Here is a 14,290-nt window from a genome sequence, read left to right as displayed (position 1 = left end):
CCTCCGCGATCGCCCGCCAGAACACCCGCAACGTCGACCTGGTGACCGCCACCGCATCCACCCCTCATCGAGGCGGTGCGACCACCACCTGACTCCGGGCCACCTGATCGTCGAGCGTCCTCCCTCACGGTGCGCGGTGAGGGAGGACGCTCGATGATCAGGGTCCCTGATCCCAGCGGGCCTCAGCCCAGGTCGGGGAAGAAGAGCGCCACCTCGCGCGCGGCGGACTCGGGCGAGTCGGAGCCGTGCACGATGTTGTTCTGCACCTCGAGGGCGAAGTCGCCGCGGATGGTGCCGGGGGCCGCCTTCACCGGGTCGGTGGCCCCGGCCAGGGCGCGGAAGGCCTCGATGGCCCGCGGCCCCTCGACGACGAGCGCCATCAGCGGGCCGCCGGTGATGAACTCGACCAGCGAGCCGAAGAACGGCCGCTCGCGGTGCTCGGCGTAGTGGGTCTCGGCGGTCTCCCGGTCGAGGGTGCGCAGCTCGGCGGCGACCAGGCGCAGCCCCTTGCGCTCGAGCCGCGTGATCACCTCGCCGACCAGGCCGCGGGAGACGCCGTCGGGCTTGACGAGGACGAGGGTGCGTTCGGTCACGGGGCGGCAGCCTACGGGGTCGGCGTGGCGTCCCCGCCTCCGTCCGCGCGGTCCGGCTCCGCGACGGGGCCGAACGCGGTACCGAGCAGCTCCTTGCGGACCTGGAGCAGGTAGGCCCAGATGAGCAGGAACGCCCCGGCGACGAACCACATGACGCCGTTGATCAGCCCGGTCGCCAGCAGGGGCACCTGCAGCGCCGTGCCGATCGCCAGCCCGCGCTCACGGCGCTGGATCCCGCTGGCCAGGATCAGCACGAGGGCCAGGGCCAGCAGCGCCGCCAGCAGCCCCCCGCTCAGCCCCTCCTCGGTCTGGGCGATGCCGCGCGGCACGAAGAGCACCGCGATGCCCTCGAGCAGCAGCACCGCGGCGGCGGCGCCCCGGAGGGCCTTCGCGGCGCGGGGCGGGTCGGTCGCGGTCACCGCGAGCCCCGGGCCATGAGCGTCCGGGCCTCACCGGCGGTGATCACGCTGCCGGTGACCAGCACGCCCGAGCCGCCGAGGGCGTCGTCCGGACCGGCCTCGGCCAGCTCGACGGCCTCGGTGAGCGCCTCGGGGAGCACCGGCTGCACGCTCACCCGGTCGGCGCCGAAGACGTCGACCGCCAGCGCGCCCAGCTCGTCGGCCGGCATCGCGCGGGGCGAGCCGTTCTGGGTGACGACGAGCTCCGCGCAGATCTCCTCCAGCGCGGCGAGCATCCCGGCGACGTCCTTGCCGTGCACGCAGCCGACCACGCCCACGAGCCGGGTGAAGTCGAAGGACTCCCGGATCGCCTCGACCGTCGCCCGCATGCCGGCCGGGTTGTGGGCGGCGTCGACCAGCACGGTGGGGCTGGTCCGCACCCGCTCCAGCCGGCCGGGCGAGCGCACGGCGGCGAAGGCGGCGCGGACGGTCTCCTGCTCGATCGGGCCGGTCGCGGCACCGGCGCCGAGGAACGCCTCGACCGCCGCCAGCGCCGTCGCCGCGTTCTGCGCCTGGTGGGCGCCGAACAGCGGGAGGAAGACCTCCTCGTACTCGCCACCGAGACCCTGCAGGCGCACCTGCTGCCCGCCGACGGCGACCGTGCGCTCCAGCACGCCGAACTCGGTGCCCTCGCGGGCGACGACGGCCTCCACCTCGACGGCGCGGCGGACCAGTGCGTCGAGCGCACCCGGCTGCTGGCGGGCGAGGACGGCGATCGAGCCGGCCTTGACGATGCCGGCCTTCTCCCCCGCGATCGTCGCGACGTCGGGCCCCAGGTACTCGGCGTGGTCGAGGTCCACCGGCGTGACGACGGCGACCCGCGCGTCGGCCACGTTGGTGGCGTCCCACGTGCCGCCCATGCCTACCTCGATGACGGCGACGTCGACCGGCGCGTCCGCGAAGAGCGCGTACGCCATGCCGACCATGACCTCGAAGAAGCTCATCGGGGTCTCCCCCGCGGCGTCGACCATCTGCACGTAGGGCGCGATGTCCTCGTAGGTCTCGACGAAGCGCTCGGCGCTCACCGGCTCCCCGTCGAGGACGATGCGCTCGCGGAGCGACTCCAGGTGCGGGCTGGTGAACCGGCCGACCCGCAGGCCGAAGCCGCGCAGCAGCTCGTCGACCATCCGCGCCGTCGTCGTCTTGCCGTTCGTGCCGGCCACCTGGACGACCGGCATCGCGCGGTGCGGGGAGCCGAGCAGGTCGACCAGCGCCGAGATGCGGGTCAGCGAGGGCTCCAGGCGGCTCTCCGGCCAGCGGGCCAGCAGCTCCTGCTCGACCCGGGCCATGTCACCGGTGCTGCTGCTCACCCGGCCAAGGATGCCAGCCGCTCACCACGCCCCGGCGCGGCGCGGGGGTGCGCCGCCGACCACGCCGCCACCCGCGTGCATCCAGTCCCTCGGCGGCGCCGTCTCCACCACCCGCTTGCCCAGCGGGAAGAGCCCGACGGCGGCCAGCTTGAACGAGGCGATGCCGAAGGGGATGCCGATGATCGTGAGGCAGAACCCGATGCCCGCGATCACGTGCAGCACCGCGAGCCACCAGCCGGCGACGAGGAACCACAGCAGGTTGCCGATGGCCGACGCCACTCCTGCGCCCGGCGCGCGCACCGTCGTCCGCCCGAACGGCCAGACCACGAAGGCGGCCAGCCGGAACGACGCGATGCCGAACGGGATGGTGACGACCAGCAGGCAGGCGATGACCCCGGCCAGCAGGTAGGCCAGCGCCAGGATCCAGCCCTGGAGCACGAGCCAGACCAGGTTGAGCAGCAGGCGCAGCGTGTCCACGTCTGTCCCACGCGCGACACCGCGCAGGGGTTCCCCGGCAGGGCGGAGGTCCGTTGCCCGCCCTTCCTAGGATGAGCGGCATGGTTCCCGACATCGCGACCCCGGACACGACTGCCCCGGCTGCGACCGTCGGCGTACCCGACAAGCCGACCGTCGACGGGCTCGAGGAGAAGTGGATCGGACGCTGGGCGGCCGAGGACACCTACGCCTTCGACCGCGACGTCGCGCTCGCCGCACCACGCGAGCGGATCTGGTCGATCGACACCCCGCCGCCGACCGCCAGCGGCTCGCTGCACGTGGGGCACGTCTTCAGCTACACCCACACCGACATCGTCGCCCGCTACCAGCGGATGCGCGGCAAGCACGTCTACTACCCGATGGGCTGGGACGACAACGGCCTGCCCACCGAGCGGCGGGTGCAGAACTACTACGGCGTCCGGTGCGACCCCTCGCTGCCCTACGACCCGTCCTTCCAGCCCCCGGCCAAGCCCGGGAAGGACCAGCAGCCCGTCTCGCGCCGCAACTTCGTCGAGCTGTGCATGCAGCTGACGGAGGAGGACGAGGCGGAGTTCGAGAAGCTGTGGCGGCGCGTGGGCCTGTCGGTGGACTGGACCAACGTGTACCGGACGATCTCGGAGACCTCCCGCGCCACCGCGCAGCGGATGTTCCTGCGCAACCTCGCCCGCGGTGAGGCCTACGCCCAGGAGGCGCCGACCCTCTGGGACGTCACCTTCCGCACCGCCGTCGCCCAGGCCGAGCTCGAGGACCGCGAGCGGCCCGGCGCCTACCACCGCATCTCCTTCCATTCCGCCGACGGCCCGGTCTTCATCGAGACCACCCGTCCCGAGCTGATCCCGGCGTGCGTCGCGCTGGTCGCCCACCCCGACGACGAGCGCTACCAGCCGCTGTTCGGGAAGACGGTCCGCACCCCGCTGTTCGACGTCGAGGTGCCGGTGGTCGCCCACCGCCTCGCCGAGCCGGACAAGGGCTCGGGCATCGCGATGATCTGCACCTTCGGCGACCTCAACGACGTCACGTGGTGGCGGGAGCTGCAGCTGCCGACCCGCGCCATCGTGGGCTGGGACGGCCGGATCCTGGCCGACCCGCCGGCCGACGTCCCCCCCGGGCCGTACGCGGAGCTCGCCGGGAAGACCGTCTTCAGCGCGCAGCAGCGGATCGTGGAAATGCTGCGCGAGTCCGGCGACCTCGAGGGCGAGCCGAGGCCGATCACCCACCCGGTGAAGTTCTTCGAGAAGGGCGAGCGCCCGCTGGAGATCGTCACCACCCGCCAGTGGTACATCCGCAACGGCGGCCGGGACGCCGAGCTGCGCGACGCCCTGGTAGCCCGCGGCCGGGAGATCCAGTGGGTGCCGGAGCACATGCGGCACCGCTACGACAACTGGGTCGAAGGGCTGAACGGCGACTGGCTGATCAGCCGGCAGCGGTTCTTCGGCGTCCCGTTCCCGGTCTGGTACCGGCTGGACCCCGAGGGCCAGCCGATCCACGACGACCCGATCCTGGCCGACGAGGCGGCGCTGCCGGTCGACCCGTCGTCCGACGTGCCGCCGGGCTTCACCGCCGACCAGCGCGGCGTGCCCGGCGGGTTCATCGGCGACCCCGACGTCATGGACACCTGGGCGACGTCGTCGCTGTCCCCGCAGGTGGCCTCCGGCTGGGACACCGACCCGGAGCTGTTCGCCAAGGTCTTCCCGATGGACCAGCGGCCGCAGGCGCACGACATCATCCGCACCTGGCTGTTCTCCACCGTCGTCCGGGCGCACTTCGAGCACGGCACCGTCCCGTGGACGCACGCCACCATCTCCGGCTTCGTCGTCGACCCCGACCGCAAGAAGATGTCGAAGTCCAAGGGCAACGCGACGACGCCGATCGACGTGCTGGAGCGGTACGGCACCGACGCCGTCCGCTGGCGGGCCGCGGGTGCCCGCCCGGGCGCGGACTCGCCGTTCGACGAGGCGCAGATGAAGGTCGGCCGGCGCCTGGCGATGAAGATCCTCAACGTCGGCAAGTTCGTGCTGGGCCTGGGTGCGTCGGCCTCGCTGACCGCCGACCAGGTCACCCAGCCGATCGACCGCGCGCTGCTCACCGGGCTCGCTCGCGTGGTCGAGGAGGCGACGGCGGCGCTGGAGTCCTACAACTACACGCGGGCGCTCGAGGTCACCGAGGCGTTCTTCTGGTCGTTCTGCGACGACTACGTGGAGCTGGTGAAGTCCCGCGCCTACGGCTCGGGCGAGGCCGCGACCTCCGCGCAGGCGGCGCTGGCGATCGCACTCGACGTCCAACTGCGCCTGTTCGCGCCGGTGCTGCCGTTCGTCACCGAGGAGGTCTGGTCCTGGTGGCAGACCGGCTCGGTGCACCGCGCGGCGTGGCCGGCCGCCGCGGAGCTGCCGGCCGACGGCGACCCGGCGGTCGTCACGGTGACGGCAGCGGCGCTGGCGGCGGTGCGGAAGGCGAAGTCCGACGCCAAGCAGTCGATGCGGGCCGAGGTGGAGACGGCGACGGTCACGGTGGCGCCCGACCAGCTGCCGCTGGTCGAGGCCGCGCAGTCCGACCTCGTCGACGCCGGGCGCATCCGCACGCTGACCGTCCGCCCGGGCGAGGGCGGGCTCGAGGTCGACGTCGTCCTGGCCGAGGCCGCCGAGAGCTGAGCCGGCCGCGGGTGCCGGCGTCTCAGGCGGCGTCGGCGGCCCAGGCCGGGGCCGGACCGGCGCCGAGCCGCCAGCGCGCCGCCTCCTCCGACGGGCTGTACGGGCCGAGCGCCAGGCCCAGCGCCCGCAGCTGGGCGCGGGTCACGGCCAGCTGCGCCGCACCACCGCGGCCCCGACCCGGCACCCCGGCGCACCCGGCGATCGAGGGTGACACCACGTACGCCGCGGCGCCGGACAGGCCTCGGTAGACCAGCCGCTCGGGCGCGCTCAGGCCGGGCGGAGCGGCGAGGAACTCGCGCAGGTGGCCGGGGACAGGCCGCAGCTCGGGGCCGTACGCCTCGAGGGCCTCGGCGAGCTCCGCCGTCGTCAGGGGCAGGTCGGTGGCGCCCAGTTCGGCGGCGGCGCGGGCCCACTCCCCCACGTAGGCGTCGGGCCAGCCGCGGCCGAAGCGCGGGGTCAGATCGGTGCCGACCGCCTGCTGGGCGGCGAGGAAGGCGTCGGTGAAGGCCAGGTGCACCCAGCGCAGCAGCGCCGGGTCGGAGGCCGAGTAGGCGACGCCGCCCACCCGGCCGCGGACGCGCGCGTGCATGCCACGGACCCGCGCCGCCTCCCGCTCGGCCAGCTCGACCGAGCCGAACGTGCTCACGACGAGCCAGCGGGCGGTCCCGGCCAGCCGCTTCCACGGGTCCTCCCGGTAGGCGGAGTGCCGCTGGACGCCGGCCAGCGCGAGCGGGTGGGCGCCCTGGCCCAGCAGCGCCGCGACGCCGCCGACGAGCGTGGCGAGGTCGCCGTGCACGCGCCAGACGACTCCGTCGGGCTCGAACCAGCCGGGGCCGGTGCCGACGCGGGCGATGTCGCGGACCCAGTCCGGGGCGCCGGTCGGGTCACCGGAGACGCGGACCCGGAAGGCCTCCCGCGCCTGCTGGGGCAGGGAGGTCAGGGCGCGCACACCCCCGAATGTGCCACGCGGTGGGGACGTCGGCTGGTCAGCGGGTGAGCTCGACCAGCTTGCGGACGGTGTTCCAGTTGCGGGTGGTCCCGGTGGCACCGATCAGCCGGTCCCAGTTCCGGCCCGCCGCGCTGCTCTGCTGGAAGCCGTCGGGCAGCCACGCGTACAGCTCGCGCCCGCGCACGGCCCACTCCCCGCTGTCGGCCGCCGGCAGCGCTGCCACCCGCTCGGGGTCCAGCGGTTCGACGTAGAAGGTGACCGCGTACCGGGCGGGGTCGGTGGCGACGTGGCCCAGCGGGTCGGCGGCCAGCGCCGCGGCCAGCTCGTCGGCCGTCCGGACGACGACCGGGACGTCCAGCGCGAAGTGCTCGGCGATCGCTGCGGACAGGTCGGCGGCGAGCTCGGCCTCGGGCAGCGGGCTGTCGAGGAGCACGTTGCCGCTGGCCAGGTGGGTGCGGACGGCGCCGTACCCCCGGGCGGTCAGGACCTCCCGCAGCTGCGGCATGGCGACCCGGCGGGTGGCGCCCAGGTTCACCGCGCGCAGCAGGGCCACGTACCGCGTCATGCCCGCACGGTAGGCCTCGGCGCGGACTCCGTTGCAGGTGTGCGGCCCAGAACCGGGCCTCGGATGGCTTCCTGGCGTTCAACGGTGAGCGGTGTCCACAGGGCACCTGCGGTCCGAGCTCCGGGTGCGCCACCCTCTGCGCCGTGCACCGGCTCCCCGCGCTCCTGCCCGACGGCGTCGCCCGACGGGCTGACGTGGTGCGGGAGAGCAGCGCGAGCAGCGTCGTCCGCTGGCTCCGCCGGGGTGACCTCGTGCAACTGCACCCCGGCGTCCTCGTGCTCCCCGACCGGACGGGTGAGTGGGCGATCAGGTCCCGCGCCGCCTTCCTCTGGGCCGGTGGTCCGCTCAGCCACCTCTCCGCATTGATCGCGCTCGGGATGGCTGAGCCGCAGGGCGGCCCGGTCCACGTCACGGTCCCGTACGCCCGCTCACCGGAGCGGCAGCCCGGCGTGGTGGCCCACCGCACCACCCGGAGCCCGGTCACCGTCCGGTGCGGCGCCGTGGACGTCGTGGAACCCGCCCGGAGCGTGGTCGACGCCTGGGCGTGGGCCCACTCCCCCGGTCGCAATGCGCGGAGTCCCCAGGAGGCCGCAGCCGTGCGCCAGGCCCTGATCGAGGGCGCGCGACGCCGGGCCGTGCGCCTGGCAGCGCTCCGCCGGGAGTCCGACCGGCGCGCCCGCCATCCCGGCCGGCGGGCGCTCGTGGAGTTGCTCGACCTGGTGGCCGGTGGCTGCCAGAGCGAGCTCGAGATCTGGGGCGCGCTGGAGGTCCTGCCCGGCCCGCCGGTCGTACCTGCGCCGGTCCGGCAGCACGAACTCAGGCTCGGGAACGGCCGGCGTGTGCACCTGGACGCCGCATGGCCCGGAGCGCGCGTCGCCGTGGAGCTCGATGGTGCGGCGTTCCACGGCAGCCGGGAGCAGCGCGAACGGGACCTCCGCCGCGACACGGAGCTCGCCGCGCTCGGCTGGGTGGTGCTGCGCTTCAGCTACGCCCGCCTGATGACCGACCCGGAGGGTTGCCGGCGCGAGATCGTGGCCGTGCTCCTCGCGAGGCTCGGCCGTTGAACGCCGGAGGCCCAGAACCGGGCTGATCCTGGGCCTCTGGCGTTCAACGCTCAGGTGCGGTTCAGGCCGACTTCTCGCGGGGGGCGCGGGTCGGCTTGCGCGGCACGATCGTCGGGTTGACGTGCTCGAGCACGACCTCCTTGGTGATCACCACCGAGGCGACGTCGTCCCGGCTGGGGACGTCGTACATCACCGACTGGAGCACCTCCTCCATGATCGCCCGGAGGCCACGGGCTCCGGTGCCGCGGAGGATCGCCTGGTCCGCGACCGCCTCGAGCGCGTCGTCGGTGAACTCCAGCTCCACGCCGTCGAGCTCGAACAGCTTCCGGTACTGGCGCACCAGGGCGTTCTTCGGCTGGGTCAGGATGTTGATCAGCGCCTGGCGGTCCAGCTTGCGGACGCTGGTGATCACCGGGAGCCGGCCGATGAACTCGGGGATCATGCCGAACTTCAGCAGGTCCTCGGGCATGACCTCGGCGAAGGCGTTGGCGTCCTCGATCTCCTGCTTGCCGCGGATCTCACCGGCGAAGCCGATGCCCTGCTTGCCGGCGCGGGCCTCGATGACCTGCTCCAGCCCCGCGAAGGCGCCACCCACGATGAACAGCACGTTGGTGGTGTCGATCTGGATGAACTCCTGGTGCGGGTGCTTGCGCCCACCCTGCGGCGGCACCGACGCCGTCGTCCCCTCGAGGATCTTCAGCAGCGCCTGCTGCACGCCCTCGCCGGAGACGTCGCGGGTGATCGACGGGTTCTCGCTCTTGCGGGCGATCTTGTCGACCTCGTCGATGTAGATGATGCCGGTCTCGGCCCGCTTGACGTCGTAGTCGGCAGCCTGGATCAGCTTGAGCAGGATGTTCTCGACGTCCTCGCCGACGTACCCGGCCTCGGTCAGCGCCGTGGCGTCGGCGATGGCGAACGGGACGTTGAGCATCCGCGCCAGCGTCTGCGCGAGGTGGGTCTTCCCGCAGCCGGTGGGGCCGATCAGCAGGATGTTGGACTTCGCCAGCTCGACGGCGTCCTCGCGGGAGGCGCGGTCACCGCCGGCCTGGATCCGCTTGTAGTGGTTGTAGACGGCGACCGAGAGCGTCTTCTTGGCCTTGTCCTGGCCGATGACGTACTGGTCGAGGAAGTCGTGGATCTCCTTGGGCTTGGGCAGCTCGTCGAACTTCAGGTCCGACGACTCCGAGAGCTCTTCCTCGATGATCTCGTTGCAGAGGTCGATGCACTCGTCGCAGATGTAGACCCCGGGGCCAGCGATGAGCTTCTTGACCTGCTTCTGGCTCTTGCCGCAGAACGAGCACTTGAGCAGGTCACCGCTCTCACCGATTCGTGCCACCTGCTGACCTCCACCTCGACAGTCGCCGGTCCTGGTGTCAGGTACCCGCGGGTTGGACCCTGCTTGCTTGTCTTGTGCCCCTGCTCGACCCCGCTGGCAGGCTGCCCCGCGAGGCTCTCCTCCCGGCGGTGCGGGCCGGGGATCGGGCGTTCGCCGAACCTACCCGCCGCCTCCGGCCGGTCCGGGCAATGACTCACCCGGATCGCCCGAGGCCGTTCCACTTCTGTCCCGTCGTGCCCTCGGACCCCCGACGGTACGGGCCGAACACGCGTCCCGCGCGTCCCCGGCCCGCACCGGATCAGGCGGTCGGGAGCGCGTTCAGCTTCCGGCTCTGGATCACCTGGTCGACGATCCCGTACTCCTTGGCCTCCGGAGCGGTGAGGATCTTGTCGCGGTCGATGTCGGCCCGGACCTGGTCGGCGCTCCGGCCGGTGTGCCGCGCCAGGATCTCCTCCATCTGCGTGCGCACCCGCTGGATCTCGGCGGCGTGGATCTCCAGGTCGGAGACCTGACCGCCGGCCTCACCGGAGGGCTGGTGGATCAGCACGCGGGAGTACGGCAGCGCCAGCCGCTTGCCCGGCGTCCCCGCGGCGAGCAGGACGGCGGCGGCCGAGGCGGCCTGGCCCATGCAGACGGTCTGGATGTCGGGCCGGACGAACATCATCGTGTCGTAGATGGCCATCAGCGAGGTGAAGGAGCCACCGGGCGAGTTGATGTAGATGGTGATGTCGCGGTCCGGGTCGGCCGACTCGAGGGTGATGAGCTGGGCCATCACGTCGTTGGCCGACGCGTCGTCGATCTGCACCCCGAGGAAGATGATGCGCTCCTCGAAGAGCTTGTTGTACGGGTTGGACTCCTTCATGCCGTAGCTCGTGCGCTCCACGAAGGAGGGCAGGATGTACCGGCTGGAGGGCATCTGGAAGCTCATGTGTCTGTGTCCTCGGGCGCTCAGTTGTCGGAGACCGGGTTGGCGCTGTCGGTCATCGCGGCACGGCTGACGACGTGGTCGACGAAGCCGTACTCGAGCGCCTCCTGCGCGGTGAACCAGCGGTCGCGGTCGGCGTCCTTCTCGATCTGCTCGACGCTCTGACCGGTGTGGAATGACTGCAGCTCGTTGAGCTCCCGCTTGGTGCGGCGGAACAGGTCGGCCTGGATGGCGATGTCGGCCGCGGTGCCGCCGACGCCCGCCGACGGCTGGTGCATCATGATCCGCGCGTGCGGCAGGGCGTAGCGCTTGCCCTTGGTGCCGGCGGTGAGCAGGAACTGGCCCATCGAGGCGGCCAGGCCCATGCCGTAGGTCGCGACGTCGCAGTCGATGAACTGCATCGTGTCGTAGATGGCCATGCCGGCGCTGACCGAGCCGCCGGGCGAGTTGATGTAGAGGTGGATGTCCCGCTTCGGGTCCTCGGCGGACAGCAGGAGCATCTGGGCGGCCAGCTGGTTGGCGATGACGTCGTCGACCTGCGTGCCCAGGAAGATGATGCGCTCGCGCAGCAGGCGCTCGTAGACCGAGTCGCCGAGGTTCATCCCCCCGCCGTTGGCGCGCAGCAGCGGCGCGCTGGCCAGGTTCGGGTCGGTGGTGCTCACGGGTGCGGTGACCTCCGTAGGACGCGTGTCGTGGCAGTCGGTCTCGGTGTGGTGCGGGCCCGGAACGGCCTGCCGGGAGGCGTACCCCCCGGCGATCGCCTGAGTCCTGTCGACCCTAACGCGCACCTGCGACGGGACAGTCCCCGTAGCGGTGGTGTTCGCCGTCGGCGCAGCGGCCGGCCCCGGAACGACGACGACGCCGCCCCGCCCGGGTGGGCAGGACGGCGTCGCCGTGGAGGGTGGCCCCGTCCAGAGGCTCACCCCGAGCGTGCGAGGGGTGAGGGGGACGGGGTCCTTTCTCAGGCCTTGCTGACGTCCTCGGTGTCCTCGGTCGCCCCTTCGGCGGCCTCGGTGGCGACGGCCTGGACGCCGATCTCCTCGTCGGCCGGAGCCTCCTCGGCGTCCTCCGCGGGGGTCTCCTCGGCGGCCGCCTGGACGGTCTTGGGCCGCAGCGCGTCGAGGTCGACGGTCCGGCCCGACTCGTCGGTGATCGTCGTCTGCTCGAGCAGCTGCGCGAGGGTCTTGGTGCGCCGGACGTCGGCGACGAACTCGGCGATGTTGCCGCTCTGCTGCAGCTGCTGCGCGAACTGCTCCGGGCTCATCCGGTTGCGCTGCGCCTGCGCCATGATCTGCGCGGAGAGGTCGTCGTTGCCGACGGTGACCTCACGGGCGTCGGCGATGGCGTCGAGGATGAACTGCGTCTTGACCGCCTGCTCGACGTTCGTGCGCTGGTCGGCCTCGTAGTCCTCGCGGCTCTCCACGCCCGACATCTTCAGGAACGCGTCCCAGTCCATGCCGGCCTGCTGGAGCTCCCGCTCGAAGGCCTGGTTGCGCCACTGCACCTCGCGCTCGACCAGGTTCTCGGGGACCGGGACCTCGATGGTCTCGATCAGGTGCTCGACCAGCTTGTCCCGCGCCTGGGCGCCCTGCTGGATCACCTTGGTGCGGGCCAGCCGGGTGCGGGCGTCCTCCCGCAGCTCCTCGAGGGTGTCGAACTCGCTGGCGGTCTGCGCGAACTCGTCGTCGAGCTCGGGCAGCTCCTTCTCCTTCACCGAGCGGACGGTGACGGTGACGTCGGCCAGCTGGCCGGCGTCGGGCCCGGAGAGGAGCGCGGTCTGGAAGGTCTTCGACTCGTCGGCCGAGAGCCCGCGGACGGCGTCGTCGAGGCCCTCCATGAGGTTGCCCGAGCCGACCTCGTAGGACATGCCCGTGGTGGAGCCGTCCTCCAGCACCTCGCCGTTGAGCTTGGCCTCGAGGTCGATGGAGACGAAGTCGCCGTCCTGCGCGGCCCGCTCGACGCCGGTGAGCATGCCGAAGCGCTCGCGCATGACCGAGATCTGCTGGTCGATCTCCTCGTCGGTGACCTCGACGTCGTCGACGGTCACGGCCAGGGAGTCCAGCGCCGGCAGCTCGAGCTGCGGGGCGACGTCAACCTCGGCGGTGAAGGCGAGGGTGTCGTTGTCGTCGAGGCGGGTCACCTCGATGTCGGGCTGGCCCAGAACGCGGACCTGGTTCTCGCGGATGACCTCGGAGTAGATCTCCGGGACGGCGTGCTGGACGACCTGCTCCAGGACGACGGGGCGGCCGAGGCGCTGGTCGAGCACGCGGTTGGGCACCTTGCCCGGGCGGAACCCGGGGACGCGGACCTGCTTGCCCAGCTCCTTGTAGACCTCACCGAAGGCGTGGTCCAGGTCCCCCCACGGCACCTCGATCGCCATCCGGACCCGCGTGGGGCCCAGTTCCTCGATGGTGCTCTTCACAGCGGCAGTGCTCCTCGGTGAGACAGTGGTGTGCAGGCGCCCGGGCGGACTCGGGACGCCGGGTCGACCCCCGAGTCTAGAGACGTCGGGGCACGGTCGGGGTGGCGGGATTTGAACCCACGGCCCCCCGCTCCCAAAGCGGGTGCGCTACCAAGCTGCGCCACACCCCGTGGCCGCACGAGTCTAGGCGGCCCCGGGGCCGGCCGGGCGGGCGCGGTCGGACGGCGGGCGGACCGGTCAGCCGTCGTCGACGACCAGGTCGGGGTCGACCAGCCGCAGGTCCACCCCGACGAGGTCCCAGCGCGTCACGGTCGCGGTGCGGGCGCCCGAGGCGACCAGCGGGTCCGCGGCGACGACGTCCTGGGCCTCCGCCGGCGAGCCGCAGCGCAGGACGTAGGCGGCGTCGTCCTCCCCCAGCGGGCCGCCGAGCAGCACCAGCCGCCGGTCGACGAGCGAGTCGACGAAGGCCTCGTGGTCGGCACGCGGTGCGCCGGCGCCCGCCGCGGCGGTGAGCAGCACCAGGAAGTAGGAGGCCCCGGTCACGCCGACACCGGCGGCCGCCGGTCGGCCCACGGCGCCGCCTCCTCCAGCGCGGCGGCCACGCGGACCAGCAGGTCCTCCCGGCCCACCGCGGCGACGAGCTGGACGCCGACGGGCAGCCCCTGCTCCGTCCGGTGCAGCGGCAGGCTGACCGCCGGCTGGCCGGTGACGTTGAACTGGGCGGTGTAAGGCATGAGGCTGTTGATCCGCCGCCCCTCCTCCTTCTCGCCGGCCGCGGTGAACCAGCCGAGCTCCGGCGGGGGCGCGGCGATGGTCGGGGTGACCAGCAGGTCGAACCCCTCGCCACCGAGTTCCTCCGACGCCCACCACTGCGCCATCCGTCGGCTCCAGGCGCCGAGCCAGGTGCGGGCGCCGAGGTACTTCTCCGCCGAGAGCCGGCGCCCCACCGCCCGGTACACCCGGTTGCGCGGTTCGAGCTCGTCGTCCTCGATCTCCCGGCCGAGGGAGCGCTCGAAAGCCGACAGGGTGAGCGCCACGTCCGCCGCGATCGTGGTGGTGAACCAGCGCGGGAACTCGGGGTCGAACATCGCCCCGGGCGTCCCCGGCCCCACGTCGCAGCCGAGGTCGGCGAGCAGCCGGCCGGTGCCCTCCACCGCCGCGCGGCAGGCGGGGTGGTCCAGGTACTGCTCCCCCGGCTCGGCGTCCAGCAGCCCGACGCGGAGCCGGCCCACGGGCGCCCCGACCTCCTCGGCCAGCGGGCGGGGCAGCGGCGGGGCCGCGTACGGGTCGCCGGGCATGGGGCCGCTGATCAGGTCGAGGACCGCCGCGGTGTCGCGCACCGTGCGGGTGAGGACGCCGTCGGTGGTGGCGCCGGCCCAGCTCTCCCCCACCTCCGGCCCCTGGCTGACCCGGGCCCGCGTGGGCTTCAGCCCGACCAGCCCGCACTCGGCCGCGGGGATGCGGATCGAGCCGCCGCCGTCGCCGGCGTGCGCGACCGGCACCAGGCCGGCGGCGACCGCGGCCG

At 73.0% G+C, this 14,290-nt stretch carries 14 protein-coding genes and 1 tRNA gene; 2 read left to right on the top strand and 13 right to left on the bottom strand.

Translation table 11 applies throughout. The features are described 5' to 3' along the window. Positions 1 to 182: 182 nt before the first annotated feature. The 4 genes from ndk to E9529_RS19350 are packed head-to-tail and all read right to left on the bottom strand — an operon-like array spanning position 183 to position 2,838. Positions 183 to 593 (bottom strand): nucleoside-diphosphate kinase, encoded by a 411-nt coding sequence (ndk, locus tag E9529_RS19365; protein ID WP_236832901.1) that lies wholly within the window; start codon positions 591 to 593, stop codon positions 183 to 185. 11 nt (positions 594 to 604) lie between these two features. Continuing rightward, complete coding sequence (locus E9529_RS19360) at positions 605 to 1,012, bottom strand: DUF4233 domain-containing protein (protein WP_236832900.1); 408 nt, start codon at positions 1,010 to 1,012, stop codon at positions 605 to 607. Beyond that, a complete protein-coding gene (locus E9529_RS19355) occupies positions 1,009 to 2,361 on the bottom strand; it encodes a folylpolyglutamate synthase/dihydrofolate synthase family protein (RefSeq protein WP_236832899.1) in 1,353 nt (450 codons plus the stop codon). The genes E9529_RS19360 and E9529_RS19355 overlap by 4 nt, the downstream gene beginning before the upstream one ends. 21 nt (positions 2,362 to 2,382) lie before the next feature. Beyond that, positions 2,383 to 2,838 (bottom strand): YccF domain-containing protein, encoded by a 456-nt coding sequence (locus E9529_RS19350; protein ID WP_236832898.1) that lies wholly within the window; start codon positions 2,836 to 2,838, stop codon positions 2,383 to 2,385. A gap of 80 nt (positions 2,839 to 2,918) precedes the next feature. Here E9529_RS19350 and valS point away from each other — a divergent pair, with 80 nt between their 5' ends. Then, a complete protein-coding gene (gene valS, locus E9529_RS19345; protein ID WP_236832897.1) occupies positions 2,919 to 5,504 on the top strand; it encodes a valine--tRNA ligase in 2,586 nt (861 codons plus the stop codon). Positions 5,505 to 5,526: 22 nt separating this feature from the next. On the opposite strand, the gene E9529_RS19340 is transcribed toward valS, so the two are convergent. After that, a complete protein-coding gene (locus E9529_RS19340) occupies positions 5,527 to 6,453 on the bottom strand; it encodes an oxygenase MpaB family protein (RefSeq protein ID WP_236832896.1) in 927 nt (308 codons plus the stop codon). Between the two features lie 37 nt (positions 6,454 to 6,490). Beyond that, complete coding sequence (locus E9529_RS19335) at positions 6,491 to 7,018, bottom strand: DUF1697 domain-containing protein (protein ID WP_236832895.1); 528 nt, start codon at positions 7,016 to 7,018, stop codon at positions 6,491 to 6,493. A 143-nt stretch (positions 7,019 to 7,161) separates the two neighbouring features. Here E9529_RS19335 and E9529_RS19330 point away from each other — a divergent pair, with 143 nt between their 5' ends. Continuing rightward, positions 7,162 to 8,082 carry an endonuclease domain-containing protein gene (locus E9529_RS19330; RefSeq protein WP_236832894.1) on the top strand — a complete coding sequence of 307 codons (921 nt, stop codon included), beginning with the start codon at positions 7,162 to 7,164 and terminating at the stop codon, positions 8,080 to 8,082. 61 nt (positions 8,083 to 8,143) lie between these two features. Here the strand turns inward: E9529_RS19330 and clpX are convergent, their stop codons facing one another. The 7 genes from clpX to E9529_RS19295 all read right to left on the bottom strand — a co-directional run. Continuing rightward, positions 8,144 to 9,418, bottom strand: a complete 1,275-nt coding sequence (clpX, locus tag E9529_RS19325) for an ATP-dependent Clp protease ATP-binding subunit ClpX (protein WP_236832893.1) — start codon at positions 9,416 to 9,418, stop codon at positions 8,144 to 8,146. A 298-nt stretch (positions 9,419 to 9,716) separates the two neighbouring features. Next, positions 9,717 to 10,346 (bottom strand): ATP-dependent Clp protease proteolytic subunit, encoded by a 630-nt coding sequence (locus E9529_RS19320; protein WP_236832892.1) that lies wholly within the window; start codon positions 10,344 to 10,346, stop codon positions 9,717 to 9,719. A 20-nt stretch (positions 10,347 to 10,366) separates the two neighbouring features. Continuing rightward, positions 10,367 to 11,005: an ATP-dependent Clp protease proteolytic subunit gene (locus E9529_RS19315; protein WP_374201379.1), complete on the bottom strand. Its 639-nt coding sequence runs from the start codon at positions 11,003 to 11,005 to the stop codon at positions 10,367 to 10,369. 299 nt (positions 11,006 to 11,304) lie between these two features. Next, the gene (gene tig / locus E9529_RS19310; RefSeq protein WP_236832891.1) at positions 11,305 to 12,765 is read right to left on the bottom strand and encodes a trigger factor; all 1,461 of its coding nucleotides are present in this window, start codon (positions 12,763 to 12,765) and stop codon (positions 11,305 to 11,307) included. Between the two features lie 96 nt (positions 12,766 to 12,861). Beyond that, positions 12,862 to 12,935 (bottom strand) — tRNA-Pro (locus E9529_RS19305). A gap of 67 nt (positions 12,936 to 13,002) precedes the next feature. Next, the gene (locus E9529_RS19300) at positions 13,003 to 13,338 is read right to left on the bottom strand and encodes a YciI family protein (RefSeq protein ID WP_236832890.1); all 336 of its coding nucleotides are present in this window, start codon (positions 13,336 to 13,338) and stop codon (positions 13,003 to 13,005) included. Next, on the bottom strand, positions 13,305 to 14,290 hold a 986-nt coding region (locus E9529_RS19295; RefSeq protein WP_304505675.1), incomplete at its 5' end, for an amidase. The genes E9529_RS19300 and E9529_RS19295, both read right to left, overlap by 34 nt.

Source organism: Blastococcus sp. KM273128 (assembly GCF_021698975.1).
In the GTDB taxonomy this organism is placed as follows: domain Bacteria; phylum Actinomycetota; class Actinomycetes; order Mycobacteriales; family Geodermatophilaceae; genus Blastococcus.
Note: the sequence above shows the minus strand (reverse complement) of the source record. Positions and strands in the feature narration are given on the sequence as shown.

Excerpts from the sequence above, each read along its gene's own strand:
- valS (WP_236832897.1), top strand. The coding sequence starts at position 2,919 with ATGGTTCCCGACATCGCGACCCCGGACACGACTGCCCCGGCTGCGACC.
- E9529_RS19320 (WP_236832892.1), bottom strand. The coding sequence starts at position 10,346 with ATGAGCTTCCAGATGCCCTCCAGCCGGTACATCCTGCCCTCCTTCGTG.
- E9529_RS19335 (WP_236832895.1), bottom strand. The coding sequence starts at position 7,018 with ATGACGCGGTACGTGGCCCTGCTGCGCGCGGTGAACCTGGGCGCCACC.